The organism is Bradyrhizobium sp. SOJA106 (assembly GCF_059448745.1).
The window spans coordinates 5,211,329-5,228,469 of sequence record NZ_CM182549.1 but is presented as its reverse complement, the minus strand read 5'-3'; the positions used below and the strand labels follow the sequence as shown (position 1 = coordinate 5,228,469).

The window sequence follows — 17,141 nt, the reverse complement described above, 5'->3', positions numbered from 1 at the left end:
TTTCAGGTGGCGGCTGCACTTCGAAACGTTGCCGCCACTGCGCGCAACGCTGCCAGTTTTACGGGATCGCTGACCTTCGAATGCAGCATCACTTTCGAGCTGCCGAGCTTCGGCAGTTTGTGCGCGGGCCCGATATCGATCAGCCCGGGAGGCGCGATCCGCCGCGCCAGCGGCGCGATCGCGAGGCCCGCCAGCGCAGCGGCGACAACCGCGGTGACACCGCCGCCGACAAAACGCTCGCGCCAGGCGACACTGGCCTTGTCGAGCGCGCGCACCGCGATGGCGCGGACGCCGCAGGGCGGGGCGAGTGTCGCGAGCGGCAGTGGCTCGCCCTTCGGCAAGGCGAAGCGCCGTGACGCGAACCAGCCGAATTCGTCCTCGGCCAGCTCTTCGCCGCCACGGCGGCTGCCTTCCTGGCGGACGATCACCGCATCCAGCTCGCCTGCATCATAGGCATCCTGCATCTCGCGCGAGAAGCCGATGGTGACGGCGAGGGTGAGGTTCGGCGACATCGCATGCAGGCGTTCGAGCAGAGGCACCAGTTCCGGGCCTGCCGCGTGGTCGGAAATGCCGAGCGAGAGCGACTGTGTAGCCGGCGCCTCGCCCGAGAGCGCGAGGTCATGCGCGGCCATCAGCGCCCGGGCGCGATCGAGGAAGCTGGCGCCGTCGGCGGTGAGCCGGACCGCACGCGGCGAGCGCTCGACGAGGCGTTTCCCTAGCAAGGTCTCCAGCCGTTGCAGCTTGAGGCTGACCGCCGCCTGGGTCGTGCCGAGCGCCTCGGCGGCGCGCGTAAAACTCTGGAGGTCGGCGACCAGCAGGAAGGCCTGGACGGTGGCGATGTCGAGTGTGGCTGTCATTTTGATAATTTATCATTGGTATCAACAGAGATAAGGTACCAAAATGACAGGAGTAGGTCTAGCTTCTCACCAACGCCGCGCAAGACCTGCGCGACATCTCGAGGAGAACGACCATGCCCCTGATCACCGTATCCTACACGTCGTCCTGCCAGTCGCCGTCGCTGAAGGCCGACATTGCGAGCGCAGTCTCGGAGCTCACCGCAAAGATCCTGCACAAGGATCCCGCGGTCACCGCCATCATCGTGAAATCGGTCGATGCGGGCGATTGGTTCGCCGGCGGCAAGTCGCTCGCCGAGCAGAAGCTCGCCAGCTACTGGATCGACATCCATGTCACCGAAGGCACCAACACCAAGGACGAGAAGGCGGCCTATCTCGCCGCGATGTTCGAGCGCATGGCCGAAATTCTGGGCCCGCTGCATCCTGAGACCTATCTGCATGTCGACGAGGTCAAGGGCGATGCCTACGGTTTTGGCGGCCTGACCCAGGAGCGGCGTTACATCGCCGGCAAGCTCGAGGTTTCGCTGAAAGCGGCGTGAGGCCGCGTCGGTTGGATCAGCTCGCCGCGCGGAACTGAACTTCGGCGTTGTTGATGAAGCACGTCTTGTCGAACAGCGTCAGATCCAGCGGGTTCGGCAGCCTGACGTCGCTGAGATCAGGACAGGGCTTGATGGAGGGATCGTAGGACCGGTCGATCTGCGAGATGAAGACGACGATCAGTCCCTTGTCGCGCGCGAAGGATTTCAGCGCGCGCACCTGAACGGTCAGGTCGGGGTTTTCCCGCCGCTGGTCAAGCAGTTGCAGATAATCGATCACGACGATTGCGCCGCGAGGAGCCGTCGCCATCTGCTTCACCACGTAGTCGGCGCTGATGACGTCGGAGCAGTCGACCTCGAGCATGTCCGCGAACTGCGCCGGCTCCACGCCGATCGTGCGCAGGCGATCCAGCACATCCCTCTCGGTATATTCGAGCGAGAAGAACGCGGCGCGACGGCCTGACTTCATGGCTTCGACGGCAAGTTCGAGGCTCATCAGCGTCTTGCCCTGGCCGGGACGCGCGCCGACCAGCAGGAGGTCGCCAGGCTGAATTTGCGGGAACAGCTTGTTGGCCGGAGTCATCGCCGCCGCCTTCGACGCGAGCATGCTCCAGGCGGAAAACCCTTCCGTCGCAGCAATGCGGTCGAGCGCAGCGTGCAGCGGAATGCCTTGCTCGCGCGACAGGCGCTTTGCTTTACGCTTCAGATGATAGATCGGCGCAGAAAGTCTCATCGTCAAAACCTCCCATTGCGAGCAGAAAGCGCAATCCCTCCTTATGCCTGGCGCTCGAACAGTCGGTCCGATGTTGAATAGCCCGGCATGATGTCTGCTTTCCCGGCGGAGGGTGGAGGCGTGGGCGGCACCGGAATCGAGCATAGTTGATTCCGTGGCGTGCGGAGAACACGCGCGGTCGGGCTCAGGGAGAAAAACGTTAGACAGCTGCTTCCGGCACCAACGCTTTGGTTGGCCCGAACAGCTCCTCAAACGCCTGCCGAAGCGCGATGTCGACATCGGCCATGGTTGCGAGCTGGCCGAGATCGACCAGCGAGGTGACGCCATAGCGGGGATCGGCGACGCCGCAAGGAACGATGCCGGCGAAATGCGACAGCTCCGGCTCGACATTGATGGAGATGCCGTGGAACGAGACCCAGCGCTTCAGCCGAACGCCGATCGCGGCGATCTTGTCTTCGTGCTCAGGCCCCTTGTCGGGCCGCTTCACCCAGACGCCGACCCGGTCCTCGCGCCGTTCGCCGCGGACGTTGAAGGCGGCGAGTGTCCTCAGGATCAGCTCCTCCAGGCTCGCCACATAGGCCCGCACGTCCGGCCGGCGCCGCTTGAGGTCGAGCATGATGTACGCAACCCGCTGGCCGGGCCCGTGATAGGTCAGCTGCCCGCCGCGCCCGGTGGCGAAGGTCGGGAAGCGGGGATCGAGCAGGTCGCTTTCCTTGCCCGAGGTGCCCGAGGTGTAGAGCGGGGGGTGTTCCAGCAACCAGACCAGCTCCGGCGCCTCGCCGGCCGCGATGGCGGCGACGCGCGCCTCCATTTCGGCGACGGCGTCTGGATAGGGCACCGGTGCGTCCGAGATGCGCCATTCGGCGGGCTCACCGCCTGAGACGGAAAACGACGTTAAATCGAGCTCTTGACGTTGGTTTGGGCGGGGGTTTTGAGGAGAATTAACCATTGGCTAACCATAACGTGGTGATCATCGCGGGAGCAAATGCCAAGCTCTTTGGCCCCAGTCCCAAGTTGCGGCGGTCCTGACAGTGCCCACTCTCGATAAAGTCACCGTGGATCTCATGGTCGTCCTCGGGACGACCACCATGCCGATCCATCAAGTATTACGTCTTTCCCGCGGCGCCATCATCGAACTGGACGCAACCGAGGCCGACGAGGTCAAGGTTCTCGCCAACAATCTGCCGGTGGCCTCCGGCGTCGTGCTGGTCGACCGCAATCGGATCGCGGTCGAGGTCAAACAGATGCTGCCGCGCTCGCCTGGGACCCGGTAGGACCCGTGGCACAGCGGCCCCCCGGGGGCAGCCGGCCCGGTCGGGCAGGCACGGAACATTTTTGTCCCAAGCTTGTGGAATTCAGGGCTTCGGCAGACTTGTACCCCACTGATGGATTTGTTAGATCGGCGCCGTTGATGCGGCGGGCCTTCAAGCCTCAAGCCGGCATTCCCAAGCGCTCGTGGCGGAACTGGTAGACGCGCTGCCTTGAGGTGGCAGTGAGTAAAATCGTGGGGGTTCGAGTCCCTCCGAGCGCACCACTTCCCTTGAAATTACTGATGTTTTTGGCTCGCGGGGGCGCGCTTGGCGTGACCTCTCCACAGGCTATCCACAAGGATATCCCCGGGGAGGTTCACAGTTTGCGTCGGTCGGATTGGGCGTCGCCGGGGGCTTGGGTCGGGCGTGGAATCACGGGCAGGCCCCGGAGAGAGGCTCCCTAAAACGCGATCAGGGCCGCACAGTGCGGCCACCTATTGAGTCGATTGCCTCGCCAGGTACGAACGCCGCGGGGCGCGCGTGCCGGTTCAACCGCGAAGTCGGGCCGGATGGCTGAAGATCTCGAATGTGTCTCCCCGCGCGACACCGACGAGCGTGATGCCGCTGGCCTCCGCCGTTCGCACGGCAAGCGCGGTCGGCGCCGATATCGCGACGACAACGCCGGCACCGATCGCTGCGGTCTTCTGCACCATCTCCACCGAGATGCGGCTGGTGAGGATGACGGCGCCTGTGCGCCCGGATGTGCCTTCGAGCGCGAGGGCGCCGGCGAGCTTGTCGAGTGCATTGTGGCGGCCGACGTCCTCGCGCACGATCATGGTTCTGCTGCCCGGCTCGAAAAATCCGGCGGCGTGGGTGGCGCGTGTCATGTGATTGAGGATTTGCGACTCGGAGAGCGCCGCGATGGCCGAACTGATCTGCTCGCGCGTGAGGCCCGTCGCCCGCTCGACCGGCGGCGCGATGCGGCGCGCTTCGTGCAGGCTGTCGATGCCGCACAGGCCACAACCGGTCGGTCCGACCAGGTGCCGCCGTCGCTGCTTCAGCCGGCGTCCGGCGTCTGGCCGCAGCCATAGCCGCAGCTCGATGCCGTCGGCGCCGGGAACGACCGTGAGTTCCTCGATCTCGCCGATGTCTGTGATGATCCCCTCGGTCAGGCTGAATCCGAGTGCGAGATCGGTCAGGTCGCCGGGGCTCGCCATCAGCACGGCAGTCGTCGTGCCGTCATAGACGAGCGCCACCGGAGATTCCTCGGCCATGATGCGTGCGTCGTGCGTGCCGCTCGACGTAAGCCGGGGCATTTTCACCGAGGCCGCGGGTGTCGAGACGCGATCGCGTGCGCTGAACTGGGAGCCGTGCATGCATGCTTGCCTTACGTCTGTTCATCGACGCGCGAGCGTGAGCAAGGTTCCCAAACGCCTAGGAACTTGCGATGGCATCTCGGGTTCTTCGCGTTCAGGCTTGCACGATCGAAGGACATGTCATGCGGCAAAAGGCAAAGGTCGAGACCTATGATGGTCCGGCAGGTGGCTGGGGCTCGCTCAACGCCGTTGCTCACATCCTGACGCAGGAAGAGGTCGCGATCCTCGGCAGCGAGATCCTGCTCAAGCAGAACAAGCCCGATGGCTACATGTGCGTGAGCTGTTCGTGGGCCAAGCCGGCAAAACCGCGTCCGTTCGAGTTCTGCGAGAACGGTGCCAAGGCAACCGCCTGGGAGATCACGCGCAAGACCGTGACGCCGGAGTTTTTTGCACAGCACAGGCTGGCCGAGCTGCAAACCTGGTCCGATCACCAACTGGAGGAGCAGGGGCGCCTGACGACGCCGATGCGTTACGATCGCGCCAGCGACAAATATCTGCCGGTTGGCTGGGACGAGGCCTTCCGGGAGATCGGCGCGGAGCTGAACCGGCTCGATCCGCATTCCGTCATCATGTACACGTCCGGTCGCGCCTCGCTCGAGGCGAGCTACATGTACCAATTGTTCGGCCGGATGTACGGCACCAATAATTTCCCCGACAGTTCCAACATGTGCCACGAAACCACGTCGGTGGCGCTGCCGGAGGTAATCGGAGTTCCCGTCGGCACCGTGTTGCTGGAGGATTTCGAGACCACCGATTGCATCTTCTTCTTCGGTCACAACACCACGACCAATGCGCCGCGCATGCTGCATCCGCTCCAGGAGGCGGCGCAGCGCGGCGTGCCGATCGTCGTGTTCAATCCGCTTCGCGAGCGTGGCCTCGAGCGCTTCGTGAACCCGCAAAATCCTGTCCAGATGATTGCGGGCGGGACCCGCATCAGCTCGCAATATCATCAGGTGCGAGTCGGCGGCGACGCTGCGGCGATCATCGGGATCTGCAAATTGGTGATCGAGGCGGATGATCGCGCCGTAAAGTACGGCGAGCCGCGCGTGATCGACGTCGATTTCATTGAGCAGCACACCACGGGATTTGAGGAGTTCGCGAGGTTCTGCCGCGACCAGGAATGGAGCGAGATCGAGCGAGCCTCGGGTCTGCCGCAGTCGGCAATGCTCGCGGCCGCCAACACCTACATGGCGGCGAACGCCGTGATTGCGAACTACGGCATGGGCCTCACCCAGCACAAGCACGGCGTCGAGACGACAAAGATGATCGTCAATCTGCTGCTGCTCCGCGGCAATATCGGCAAGCGCGGGGCCGGGATCTCGCCGATCCGCGGCCACTCCAACGTCCAGGGCCAGCGCACGGTCGGCATCTCCGAGAAGACCAAGCTCGTGCCGCTCGATAAGCTTGCCAAGCTCTACGGTTTCGAGCCGCCGCGATGGGATGGTCTGTCGACGGTGGACGCCTGCGAGGGCATCCTGAAGGGCGAGGTTCGCGGCTTCGTCAGCCTCGGCGGCAATTTCCTCCGTGCTGTTCCCGAGCGGTCGTTGATGGAGCCCGCATGGTCACGTTTGCGCCTGTCGGTGCAGATCGCGACCAAGCTCAACCGCACCCATCTCGTGCCGGGAGAGATCACCTATCTGCTGCCGTGCCTTGGCCGGATCGAGATCGACGAGCAGGCCAGCGGCGCGCAGGCGGTGTCGATGGAGGATTCCACCGCCTGCATCCATGGCTCGCGCGGCCAGCGCAGGCCGGTGGCCGAACATCTTCTGTCGGAGCCGGCGATCATTGCCGGTCTCGCCAAGGCGACGTTGAAGCCCAATCCCAATGTCGATTGGGACGCCTGGGTCGGCGATTACTCGAAGGTTCGGGACGCCGTCGAGCGCACCTATCCCGATCAGTTCAAGGACTTCAATGCGCGGATGTTCGAGCCCGGCGGTTTTGCGCGGCCGCTCGCGGCGCGCGAACGGAAGTGGAAGACCCCGAACGGCAAGGCGAACTTCACGGTTCCGAAGGCGGCCTTCGCGCCGCCGCGCGAAAACGACGGCGTCTACGAGCTGATGACGATGCGTGCGGACGGGCAGTTCAACACCACGATCTACACCGAGGACGATCGCTTTCGCGGCATCGCGGGCAGCCGCTATGTCGTGTTCATGAACCCTGCCGACATGGAGGACGACGGGCTGAAGGCGGGAGACACCGTCACGCTGGTGACGGAAGCGGGCGACGGCGTCGAGCGCAGTCTGAGCGAGCTCCAGGTCGTGCCCTACGCCATCCCGCGCAGGAACATTGCGGGCTACTATCCGGAATGCAACGTGCTCGTGCCGCTCTGGCATTACGCGGAGGGCAGCAAGGTCCCCGCGGCCAAATCCGTTCCGGTACGCCTGTTCAAGGACGTCCTTCCCGAGATCATCGACGGTGCAGAAGCCTCGATTTCGGCGAGTTGAACGCGAGCTGGCGGTGACGGAGGATGAGGGACGGCACGTCGAAAGTTGCTGATATCACCAGCGCCGCTCACCTCTGCATCGACATGCAGAACATTTTCGCGCCCGGCGGCCTATGGGCGACGCCGTGGATGGAACGGGTTTTGCCGACGATCGCCGCGATCGCGTCGCGCTATCGGGAAAGAACGATCTTTACGCGCTTCATCACGCCGCAGGATCCGGAAGATCGCCCCGGCCAGTGGCAGAGTTATTTTCACCGTTGGCGTGAGGCTACGCGCAGGCACCTGCCGCCCTCCGCGCTCGACCTCGTGCCGGCGCTCGGCCGGCTCGTTCCGCCCGCAGCGGTCGTCGACAAGCCGGCCTATTCGGCGTTCAGCAATCCCGCTCTTGCGCGCCTGCTGGTCGCAAAGCACGTCGGCACGGTCGTCATCACCGGAGCGGAGACGGATGTCTGCGTGCTGTCGACGGTGCTGAGCGCCGTCGATCTCGGGTTCAGGGTCGTCATCGTCGAAGACGCGCTGTGCAGCTCGTCCGACGTCGGGCACGATGCGCTGATGACGATGTATCGCACCCGCTTCCACGGCCAGGTGGACCTCGTGACCGCAGAAGAGCTTGCGGAGTTCTGGCGCGCGTAGAAGGCGCGCCTCGAAGCGGCTCAAGCGAGCGCGACGGCCGGCACCGCTCTCGGGTGCGGCAGCCGCGCATCGCTCCTTGCGGACCGCAGACCAAGATAGGCCGGATCGAAGCCGGCGAGCCGGACCAGTCCCGGCCAATTGGTGATCGTGATGGTCTTGCCCTGCCATTGCAGCAGCTTGCAGCGGCGCAGCTCCTGGATGGTGCGATTGGCGTGCACCGCGGAGATGCTGCAGGCGGCCGCGATGTCGGACTGGGTAAAGGGCGAGGACAATCTGAAATCCGTGGCGAGACCCACGATTTGCAGACGCGTGGTGATCTCGCAGATCAGATGCGCCACGCGCGTCAATGCATCGCGGCTGCCGAGATTGACCGTCCAGTTCCGCTGCACGGCGTGATCGGCAAGCAGCATCAGCAGCAGGGCGTGCGATATCGCCGGCGACCGCGCCGCCATCTCGCGAAAGAAGCGGTGCGGCACGAGCGCGACGACGGCGGGGCCGAGCGCGATCAGATTGCCGTCGATGCGCGGACGATAGAGCGTGTGCAGGTTGGCGATGTCGCCGGCCACGCAGATCGACGTGATCTGCCCGTCCTGGGTTTCGGTATTTTGCCAGGACAGATAGCCTTGCAGCACCAGGCAGCATTGGGTCGCCTCGTCGCCATGCCGCAGAATGGCCTGACGTGCGCCGACATGCGCGATACCGCTCGGCATGTCCGCGAGAAGCCCGAGATCGTCGGCGGTCAGGTCGGCGAGGCTCGCCAGACGATCGGCGAGCCTGGAGTAAGCAAATCCTGCTTGCATGCGATGTCCGATGCCCACCGCCCGTGCCGGACTTTGACTGAGAAGGACGGCCGAACGCATTAACCTTTGATACGTTTGCCTCGGCGAATGGGCCGTTTGGGAATTGTGTTCGCCAATCGGCTCGCCGAGCCGATGTTCCCAGCGCTCAATTGACGTTGTCACCGCGCATGTTGCGGAAGGCGGTGATGACAGCGGCAACGCCATTCACGCCTTGCATGAGCGCGATCTCGCCCTGCTGCTCGTGGCGAATGGCATGGGCCATGATGCGCAGGCGCAGATCACCGCGGCTGTGCCACATCTGGTCAGCCATCCTGACCGCGCCTCTGTGATGCTTGCTCATCGCTGCGACGAACAGCGCGTCGAACTGGTCGGCCGGCGCGCTCTTGATCTGGCGCATCTCGTTCGGCGTCAGGAAGCCCGGCATGGCGGCACGTTCCTCTGTGCTGCAATCCGGCATGTCCGTGTCGAACCAGCTCAGCCACCAGGTCTCGAAAATCCTGTTCTCGCCGGTCTGGCTCGCGACCATCAGCATCGCGAGCTTGCGCAGATGCGGGTCGCGGGCGCGTTCGGCGCCGATCTGCGCGAGCTCGATACCCTGCGCGTGGTGCGTCGTCATGTGGCGAAGATAGGCCTGGTCGGCATCCTTGTCGCGGCCCATCCACGGCAACTCGTAGCCGACGCTGCCGAGCAGCGCGATGGTGCCGAGCATCGCAAGCACGGCAACCGCGCCGGTGATCCAGGCATTGGTGAAGCGCACGTCTCGTGCCGGCGCGTTGCCCGGCATCCAGCGCAGTCCGGCGAACAGGGGATACATCACGGCGGAAGAGCCGTGGACGAGCAAGCCGATCCAGTAGGGCTGTTGCAGCGTGAACAGCGGCTGCCAGAACGGAAACAGCGGCGCCAGCACGAACCATTCCATGGCCGAGGAGAACACCGCCCAGGGCAGCGCGAGCAGCAGGATCGTCAGCGGCCGCAAATCGGCGGTCCAGCGCCCGAGCGCGCCGAAGAAGACCAGCGCCCAGGAAAAATCCGCCCATTGGTGGAAGGCGATGCCGGTGAGGATCGCGCTCCACGACGGCTCGGCGCTGATCGCCCAGTCGCGCGCCGGAATGGCCGCGACCGTCATCCAGTCGACCGCCGCATCGCGGCCGATCCGGGTGGCGAAGAGCTGGCTGACGATGGTCGAGAAGCTGCTACTGATCAGGCCGAGCGCGGCAGCGGCGATCCAGCGTGAACGCCGCGACCGTGCGGAGAGCAAAGAGATGCTTCCGCCGGTGTGTTGAAGGGAGACGGCCGGCTGCACGGCGGTTCACGTGACTCGCTTGAGCTTCTTCAGCGGATTGAGCTCGCTCGGCTGACCCTGCTCGTCGCGGCCGCGCTCGGCTTGCATCTTGCCCTCGTCGTGGAGATCCTGGTCGCCGATGATCTCGCCGACGGCTTGCCTCGTCTTGCCGACGATCCGCTCGCGAAGATCCTTGGTCTTGCCCATGAGCTGCCTCCGATATGACCTGCCTCCAGGCTCACGCCGCGAGCCCCGGCGCTTGAAGGTGGGAGCGCCGGGGCTGCGGTCTGGTGCGCTTCCGGCAGCGGGGGGACGCCGGAAGCGTTGATGAGACTCGCCGGCGCGCCGATGGTTCCTGCGGCGATCACCGGGTCTCCAGCGCGATGATCACGCCTTCATTGCCCCGGAGCAGCACGGTGGCGTCCGGCAGCGCCGCGGGCGGCCGGTCGAGATGCGTCGACATCAGCAGGCGGCCATGGCCTCGCCAGTGCCATTTGCGCGGCTCGGCGGCGATGTTGAGGGCGACCAGGATCTCGTTCCGGCCATCGGTTCGCCGGTAGGCAAGTACGTCGTTTTGTGCGCGCAGCGGCTTATAGCCGCCCTGTCGCAGGCACGCATGCTCACGCCGCAGCGTCATCAGCGCGCGAAACAGCGCCAGGATCGAGCGTTCGTCGTGCTGCTGCGCGGCCACGTTGAGCGCGCCATCACGCTCCAGCGGCAGCCAGGGATCGCCGGTGCTGAAACCGCCATTGCCGCTGTCATCCCACCGCATCGGCGCGCGTTCGGGATCGCGGCACAGCCCGTATCCTGGCACCAGCTTCTCGAAGGGATCGCGGACGCGATCGGGCGGAATCGGCACCCGCTTGCGGCCGATCTCGTCGCCCATATACAGGAACGGCGTCCCGCGCAGCGTCATCAGCAGCATCGCCAGCACGCGCATCTGCGCTTCGCCGATCTTGCTCGCGATCCGCTGCTTGTCGTGGCCACCGATCAGCCAGACCGGCCAGGCGTGGTCGGGCAGGGCGTTATAATAGGCGTCGATCGCCGCTTGCAGCGACAGCGCATCCCAATGCGCGTCGAGCAGCGCGAAGTTGAGCGGCAGATGCAGGCGCGGCCGGTCGTTGCCGTAGAAGTGACCGATGCGGTCGGTCTTGCCCTGCACCTCGCCGCAGAGCAGCCGCTCCGGATAGGCGTCGATCACCTCGCGGATGAACTCGATGCAGTTCATGGTCTCCGGCCGGTCGTCGGTGAAAACAGGCGTCTGACGCTGCGGCGGCGGTTTGCCCTGGGCCTGCGGGTTTGGTGGATTGTCGCGCAGCAGCGCATCTTTCATCAGGACCGCGCTGGCATCGACGCGAAAGCCGTCGACGCCGCGGTCGAGCCAGAACCGCATCACATCGGCGATCGCGGCGCGCAGCTGCGGATTGCGCCAGTTGAGGTCAGGCTGCTCGACCAGGAAGGAATGATAGTAATATTGCCGCCGTGCCTCGCACCATTCCCAGCCGCTTCCGCCGAAGCGGCTCAGCCAGTTGTTGGGCGGCCCGCCGGTCTCGGCCGCATCGGCCCAGATGTACCAGTCGGCCTTGGCGCTGTTGGGCGAGCTGGAGCTCTCGACGAACCATGCGTGATCGTCCGCGGTGTGATTGGGAACGAGATCGAGGATGAGGCGGATGCCTTCGGCGTGCAGCGCCTCGCGCAGGCGGTCGAAATCATCGAGGCTGCCGAAGGCAGGATCGATCGAGCAGTAATCCGAGATGTCATAGCCGAGATCCCGGAACGGGCTCTTGTAGATCGGCGTCAGCCAGACCGCGTCGACGCCGAGCCATTTCAGATAATCGATGCGCGACATCAGGCCGGCGAGATCGCCCTTGCCGTCGCCATTGGAGTCCTGGAAGGAGATCAGCGCGATCTCGTAGATGACGGCGGATTCCCACCACGCACCTGCTTCACGGGACCGTTCAGTCATCGTCTCGCTTCACCTCGTCATGCTTTGGCGTGCGCGGCGATCTGCTTCGCCGCGCTGCGAGCCTTCTCGATGCCCTTGGGGAAGCCGCTGCGGTTCGGATAGAGCTTGCGGCGTGCATCGCGCGGCGGCCGGCGCGGCTTGGTGTCCTGCGCCGCGCGGTAGTCGAGCATGGCGATGCCGCCGACCATCAGCAGCGCCAGGGCGATATTGCCCTTCCTGGGATTGTCTGATGTCAGCCCCGAGAGCAGCGCGGCGGCATCGAGGCCGTCGCCGCCCACGCGCGCCCACAGGCCAGCGTTCTTGTCGACCGAGAGCGACATGATCCCGGCCAGGATCTCGCGCACGCCGAAGGCACGCACCAGCGTCTCGCGGCCTTCCATGCCCAGCGTTTCGGTGACGCGTCGCGGCGCGAAGAATTCCACGACACCGAGGCCGATGCTGAACCAGCCGAGCGCGCGGGCGAGCTGGTCTTCCGGCCGTTTCAGGCTCGGCCCACCCTCGATGATCTTCGGATCGCCCTTGGTGCGCACGATGTTGGAGAAATGAAACATGAGCTTGCTCCTCAGGGCCTCAGCATGACCTTGACGCAGGAGTCGCGCTTGTCGCGAAACACCTGGTACATCTCGGGGCCTTGCTCGAGCGGAACGGTGTGGGTGATGACGAAGGATGGATCGATCTGGCCTTCCTCGATGCGGCGGAGCAGATCATCGGTCCAGCGGTTGACGTGGGTCTGGCCGGTCCGCATCGTCAGACCCTTGTTCATGAAGGCGCCCATCGGCAGCATGTCGGAAAAGCCGCTGTACACGCCCGGCACCGAGAGGATGCCGCCGGGCCGACAGACATAGATCATCTCGCGCAGCACATGCGGCCGATCGCTCTCCGCCATCACCATCTGCTTGGCTCGGTCGAGCAGGGTGTCGGGCAGGGAAGCCATCACGTGGGATTCCATGCCGACACAATCGATGCACTTTTCCGGCCCCTTGCCGTCGGTCAGCTCCTTGAGCCGCTCCAGCACGCTCTCGGTCTCGAAGTTGATTGTCGTGGCGCCGCCGGCTTCCGCCATGCTGAGACGCTCGGGCAGGCAATCGATCGCGATCACCTGGTTGGCGCCGAGCAGGATAGCGCTGCGGATCGCCATCTGCCCCACGGGGCCGCAACCCCAGATCGCGACCGTGTCGGTCGGAACGATGTCGCATTGCACGGCGGCCTGCCAGCCGGTCGGGAAGATGTCGCTGAGAAACAGCAATTGCTCGTCGGGGACGCCGGCGGGCACCTTGATGTGGGTGGCGTCGGCAAAGGGCACGCGCAGATATTCGGCCTGGCCGCCGGGATAGCCGCCGGTCAGATGCGTATAGCCGAACAGGCCCGCCGTGCTGTGCCCGAACACCTTGTCGGCGAGATGACGTTTGCGGTTGGTGGTTTCGCACACCGAAAAATTGCCGCGCTTGCACTGGTCGCATTCGCCGCAGATGATCGTGAACGGCACGACGATGCGGTCGCCCTTCTTCAGCTTGCCGTTGACGCCCGAGCCGACCTCGACCACTTCGCCCATGGTCTCGTGGCCCATGATGTCGCCGGGCAGCATGCCAGGAATGTAGTTGTGGAAGAGATGCAGGTCGGAGCCGCAGATGGCGCAGCTCGTGACCTTGACGATGGCGTCGCGCGGGTCCTGGATTTCAGGATCGGTGACGGTGTCGCACCTGATGTCCTCCTTGCCATGCCAAACCAGCGCCTTCATGTCCGTCCTCCACGGCTAACCACGAGGCATCTAAGTCCAGCAATGAACGATGGTTGCTATGCGGCGCGCAAATTGTTCGCACCGCACTGGCGCGTGCAAATAGGAACGAGACCGCAGGGCAGTGATTGGGCGTGATCATCCCGCCTCCAAGAATGACGTCGAAGGAACACGCTCATGCCCGCCAATCAACTCGCCGTCGTCACCGGCGCCTCCACCGGGATCGGCCTGGAGCTCGCCAGGTGCTGCGCCCAAGCAGGTTTCAATCTGGTCATCGCGGCGGACGAGCCCGAGATCGAACGGGTGGCCGTCGATCTGCGCAGGCTCGGCGGCAGCGTCGAGCCGGTCGAGACTGATCTCGCCACCACCGAAGGTGTCGACAAGCTCTGCGCGGCCGTGGGCGACCGGCCGATCGACGCGCTGCTTGCCAATGCCGGCGTCGGCCTCGGCAAGGCCTTCCTCGATCAGGATTTCCGGCGCATCAGGCACATCGTCGACACCAACATCACCGGCACGCTCTACCTAATTCATCGCGCCGGCAACGAGATGCTGCGGCGCAATTCCGGGCGCATCCTGATCACGGGATCGATTGCCGGCTTCACGCCGGGCAGTTTTCAGGCGGTCTACAACGCCAGCAAGGCGTTCCTGGATTCGTTCTCGTTTGCGCTGCGCGAAGAGTTGCGCGGCAGCGGCATCACCGTGACCTGCCTGATGCCAGGCGCCACCGAAACCGAATTCTTCCGCCGCGCCGACATGATGGACACCAAGGTCGGCACCGAACCGAAGGATGGCGCCTATGACGTCGCCAAGGCCGGCTTCGATGCGATGCTGCGCGGCGACGCGGACATCGTCACCGGACTGAAGAACAAGCTCCAGACCACGATCGCCAACGTCACGCCGAACGAAATGCTGGCCAGGCAGCACCGCAAGATGGCCGAGCCGGGCACGGCGAAGTCGTAGCGCGCCGTCGGCGCAATCTCTGAGAAGCGGGATGGCCGATTCCGCGGCCCGACAAAGCCTCGCGCGGATTCACATAGCCTAATGCGCAGGACCTCCGAAGCCGTCAGATTGCACGAGGTGGTAGGTGGGGGCTGCGATGGCAATGGATCGCATCGAACAGGCCTTTGTGGCGACTGCAATCACGGGCTTTCTCGTGATGCTGGTAGCCATCGTCTGGATGATGATGAGCTGAAGCGGGGAGGCCTGTCTTGCGCGTCGCGCTGCCTTATGCTGCGGTTCTCCTTTGCCTGGCGGTGACCGCTTGGCTCGCTTTCGCGCATTTGCTCTGATCGGCGAATGGCGCCCTCGAATCACAGGTCGTCACCGGCCCGCTTGTCGTCGCGGGATGACGACTCGTCGTGATCCTCCTCCAATCCGTCGCGCAGGCGCAGCGCGCTCACGAGATGATCGCTGCTGCGTAGCAACGCCATGGCCTCGCGAACGAGCTGGCGCGAATGGCTCAGCAGTTGTTTGTCGGCGGTAATGTCGGGTGCGTAGATCATCGAACGTTCCTTTTGTCTTGCTCCTTTTGCAATGACCGCGAAGGAACACGCCTCGTTGCGTGTCAGGCCTGCGCATCGGCGATGAGCGCGACCAGCTTTTGTACCATCGCCGGGAGATCGATCGGTTTCTCCAGCAGCGGCACGTCCTGGAATTCAGCACCGACGGTGACCTTGTCGTATCCCGTGGTGAACACGAAGGGCACCTTGCGCGCCTTCAGCTCGCGGGCGATCGGAAAGATCATCTCGCTGCGGATGTTCACGTCGAGCACGGCGGCATCCAGGACACTGCCGTCGTGCAGGATCTTCATCGCGTCCGCGAGGTGACCGACGGGACCGGCGACCTCGGCGCCAAGGTTGCGGAACGTCCTGCCGATGTCATCGGCGAGGAAATATTCGTCCTCGACGATGAGGATGCGGCGTCCCGTGAGCGGCGCGCGCCGATGCGATGACGCAGATAGGGCCGCCATGGTGCCTCCGGTTGCTTCAACTCTGTAGGAACATAAGACCTTGTCCCGCCTTGGTGCAAACTTCAAACGATGCAATCGGAGGCCGGTTCCATGAGCAACCGCGACATCATTGTCATCGGGGGCTCGGCCGGAGCGACCGCGCCACTGAAGCAGATTCTGGGCCGTCTGCCGGCAGATCTGCCCGCGGCCGTCTTCGTCGTCCTGCACATTCCGGTGCAGGGCATCGGCATCCTCTCGACGGTCGCCGGCAGTGCCGGGCCGCTCCCGGTCCGGCAAGCCCAGAACGGCATGAAAATCGAGCCAGGCCAGGTCTACCTGGGTGCGCCGGACCATCATCTGCTGCTGTCCGGAGATCACATTTTCCTGGGCCGAGGACCGCGGGAGAACATGGTGCGGCCGGCGATCGATGCCCTGTTCCGCTCCGCCGCCCTCTATCACGGCCCGCGGGTGATCGGCGTGCTCCTGAGCGGCCTGTTGTCGGACGGCGCGGCCGGCCTCAACGCCATCAAGCGCTGTGGCGGCATGGCCGTGGTTCAGGACCCTGCGGACGCAATTTCGGACGAGATGCCGCGGCGCGCAATGGAAGCGACCACGGTCGATCTCTGCGTTCCCGGCGCCACGATGGGCGACGTGCTGTCCGAGCTCGTCAGGGAGCCGGCTGGCGCGGCGCTGCCGATCCCGCCCGAGATCAGGCTCGAGGTGGAAATTGCCGCCGGGGAGCGCGTCGGCAGCGACAATCTCGGCGCGATTGCCGAACCTGTCGCGCTGACCTGCCCGGCATGCGGCGGCGTGCTCTCTGAGGTCAAGGAAGCGCGCCCGATGCGCTTCCGCTGCCAGGTGGGGCACGGCTTCACCGCCGATGCACTCGCCAAGGAGCAGGAAGGGCGGGTCGATGAAGCCTTGCGCGTCGCGCTGCGCATCATCGAGGAGCGGGCGGAGCTGGTGCAGCGCATGGCCGCCGACGGCCGGCGCAGCGGCCGGGCCGCGGTTGCCGAGATGTATGAGACGCGCGCGGCCGAATACCGCGAATATGCCGACATGATCCGGCGCGTCGTGCTACAATCGCTCGACCCCCCGGTTCGCAAACGGGAGGCGTGAAGGCTCCGCCATGGCCATCTCCCTTGCTGAACGCACCGCGCAGCTCAATGCCGAGCAGAGCCTTTTGGTGAAGGCCGACCACGACATTGAGGAAGGCTGGCAGCGCATCCGCGACCAGGAAGAACGCGTTCGTGAGCTCATAGCCGGCGGCCACGACACGCGTCAGGCGGAGCGGCTGGTGCAGTTGCTCAGGCAGACTCTGGTGGAGTGGGAGCGCCATCGCGTCCTTATCGAGGAGCGCGTGGCATATCTCCAGCGAGAGGTCGATCCGGGCGCTTGACGGCTTTCGGCCTCAATCGGGCACTTGCGCTGCCGCATCGGCGGTCGTTGTCGTCGCACTGCGGCGTTGTCGAGCCGGCACGCCTGGATTCCCGGACCGGAACCTCGCCACGCCCCGGCGGGCTGCCCAAAACACTTCGAGACATTTTTGCCTTTGATCTGTTGGGGTAATATCGATTTCTGCTAT

19 protein-coding genes and 1 tRNA gene are annotated in these 17,141 nt (G+C 64.8%); 8 read left to right on the top strand and 12 right to left on the bottom strand.

Translation table 11 applies throughout. The annotated features are described in order from the left end of the window. Positions 1-2: 2 nt before the first annotated feature. Complete coding sequence (locus AC5V87_RS24470; RefSeq protein WP_495367995.1) at positions 3-857, bottom strand: LysR family transcriptional regulator; 855 nt, start codon at positions 855-857, stop codon at positions 3-5. Between the two features lie 113 nt (positions 858-970). Between AC5V87_RS24470 and AC5V87_RS24465 the strand changes: the two genes are divergently transcribed. Then, complete coding sequence (locus AC5V87_RS24465) at positions 971-1,393, top strand: tautomerase family protein (protein WP_495367994.1); 423 nt, start codon at positions 971-973, stop codon at positions 1,391-1,393. 16 nt (positions 1,394-1,409) lie between these two features. Here the strand turns inward: AC5V87_RS24465 and AC5V87_RS24460 are convergent, their stop codons facing one another. Beyond that, positions 1,410-2,123, bottom strand: coding sequence for a DNA helicase (locus AC5V87_RS24460; RefSeq protein WP_495367993.1), 714 nt, complete (start codon positions 2,121-2,123; stop codon positions 1,410-1,412). Between the two features lie 199 nt (positions 2,124-2,322). Further along, positions 2,323-3,072 carry a lipoyl(octanoyl) transferase LipB gene (gene lipB / locus AC5V87_RS24455; RefSeq protein WP_456837987.1) on the bottom strand — a complete coding sequence of 250 codons (750 nt, stop codon included), beginning with the start codon at positions 3,070-3,072 and terminating at the stop codon, positions 2,323-2,325. Between the two features lie 82 nt (positions 3,073-3,154). Between lipB and AC5V87_RS24450 the strand changes: the two genes are divergently transcribed. Then, positions 3,155-3,397: a FliM/FliN family flagellar motor switch protein gene (locus tag AC5V87_RS24450; RefSeq protein ID WP_018647371.1), complete on the top strand. Its 243-nt coding sequence runs from the start codon at positions 3,155-3,157 to the stop codon at positions 3,395-3,397. Positions 3,398-3,572: 175 nt separating this feature from the next. Then, positions 3,573-3,657: transfer RNA gene (locus AC5V87_RS24445), tRNA-Leu, on the top strand. A 264-nt stretch (positions 3,658-3,921) separates the two neighbouring features. Here AC5V87_RS24445 and fdhD read toward each other — a convergent pair. Further along, on the bottom strand, positions 3,922-4,689 hold the full coding sequence (gene fdhD / locus AC5V87_RS24440) for a formate dehydrogenase accessory sulfurtransferase FdhD (RefSeq protein ID WP_456843315.1): 768 nt from the start codon (positions 4,687-4,689) through the stop codon (positions 3,922-3,924). 182 nt (positions 4,690-4,871) lie between these two features. Here fdhD and AC5V87_RS24435 point away from each other — a divergent pair, with 182 nt between their 5' ends. After that, entirely contained in the window at positions 4,872-7,193 is a 2,322-nt protein-coding gene (locus AC5V87_RS24435) for an FdhF/YdeP family oxidoreductase (protein ID WP_495367992.1), read from the top strand. A 23-nt stretch (positions 7,194-7,216) separates the two neighbouring features. Then, positions 7,217-7,825 carry a cysteine hydrolase family protein gene (locus tag AC5V87_RS24430; RefSeq protein ID WP_456837989.1) on the top strand — a complete coding sequence of 203 codons (609 nt, stop codon included), beginning with the start codon at positions 7,217-7,219 and terminating at the stop codon, positions 7,823-7,825. 20 nt (positions 7,826-7,845) lie between these two features. Here the strand turns inward: AC5V87_RS24430 and AC5V87_RS24425 are convergent, their stop codons facing one another. The 6 genes from AC5V87_RS24425 to AC5V87_RS24400 all read right to left on the bottom strand — a co-directional run bounded on the left by AC5V87_RS24425 (position 7,846) and on the right by AC5V87_RS24400 (position 13,611). Then, complete coding sequence (locus tag AC5V87_RS24425; RefSeq protein WP_456837990.1) at positions 7,846-8,625, bottom strand: Crp/Fnr family transcriptional regulator; 780 nt, start codon at positions 8,623-8,625, stop codon at positions 7,846-7,848. A gap of 145 nt (positions 8,626-8,770) precedes the next feature. Next, complete coding sequence (locus AC5V87_RS24420; protein ID WP_495367991.1) at positions 8,771-9,883, bottom strand: DUF305 domain-containing protein; 1,113 nt, start codon at positions 9,881-9,883, stop codon at positions 8,771-8,773. Positions 9,884-9,934: 51 nt separating this feature from the next. Further along, entirely contained in the window at positions 9,935-10,114 is a 180-nt protein-coding gene (locus AC5V87_RS24415) for a CsbD family protein (RefSeq protein WP_495367990.1), read from the bottom strand. 157 nt (positions 10,115-10,271) lie between these two features. Further along, positions 10,272-11,873 (bottom strand): alpha-amylase family glycosyl hydrolase, encoded by a 1,602-nt coding sequence (locus AC5V87_RS24410; protein WP_495367989.1) that lies wholly within the window; start codon positions 11,871-11,873, stop codon positions 10,272-10,274. Between the two features lie 17 nt (positions 11,874-11,890). Next, the gene (locus AC5V87_RS24405) at positions 11,891-12,424 is read right to left on the bottom strand and encodes a hypothetical protein (protein ID WP_495367988.1); all 534 of its coding nucleotides are present in this window, start codon (positions 12,422-12,424) and stop codon (positions 11,891-11,893) included. Positions 12,425-12,435: 11 nt separating this feature from the next. Beyond that, entirely contained in the window at positions 12,436-13,611 is a 1,176-nt protein-coding gene (locus tag AC5V87_RS24400) for a zinc-dependent alcohol dehydrogenase (RefSeq protein ID WP_456837994.1), read from the bottom strand. Between the two features lie 174 nt (positions 13,612-13,785). Between AC5V87_RS24400 and AC5V87_RS24395 the strand changes: the two genes are divergently transcribed. Then, complete coding sequence (locus AC5V87_RS24395) at positions 13,786-14,568, top strand: SDR family NAD(P)-dependent oxidoreductase (RefSeq protein WP_456837995.1); 783 nt, start codon at positions 13,786-13,788, stop codon at positions 14,566-14,568. A gap of 350 nt (positions 14,569-14,918) precedes the next feature. Here AC5V87_RS24395 and AC5V87_RS24390 read toward each other — a convergent pair whose 3' ends face one another. Together AC5V87_RS24390 and AC5V87_RS24385 are read right to left on the bottom strand one after the other, a co-directional pair. Further along, on the bottom strand, positions 14,919-15,110 hold the full coding sequence (locus AC5V87_RS24390; protein ID WP_456837996.1) for a hypothetical protein: 192 nt from the start codon (positions 15,108-15,110) through the stop codon (positions 14,919-14,921). A gap of 62 nt (positions 15,111-15,172) precedes the next feature. Further along, positions 15,173-15,577 carry a response regulator gene (locus tag AC5V87_RS24385; protein WP_456837997.1) on the bottom strand — a complete coding sequence of 135 codons (405 nt, stop codon included), beginning with the start codon at positions 15,575-15,577 and terminating at the stop codon, positions 15,173-15,175. A 90-nt stretch (positions 15,578-15,667) separates the two neighbouring features. Here AC5V87_RS24385 and AC5V87_RS24380 point away from each other — a divergent pair, with 90 nt between their 5' ends. Both AC5V87_RS24380 and AC5V87_RS24375 read left to right on the top strand, forming a co-directional pair. Beyond that, positions 15,668-16,675, top strand: a complete 1,008-nt coding sequence (locus AC5V87_RS24380; RefSeq protein ID WP_456837998.1) for a chemotaxis protein CheB — start codon at positions 15,668-15,670, stop codon at positions 16,673-16,675. Between the two features lie 10 nt (positions 16,676-16,685). Then, entirely contained in the window at positions 16,686-16,955 is a 270-nt protein-coding gene (locus AC5V87_RS24375) for a hypothetical protein (RefSeq protein WP_456837999.1), read from the top strand. The last annotated feature ends 186 nt before the right edge of the window (positions 16,956-17,141 follow it).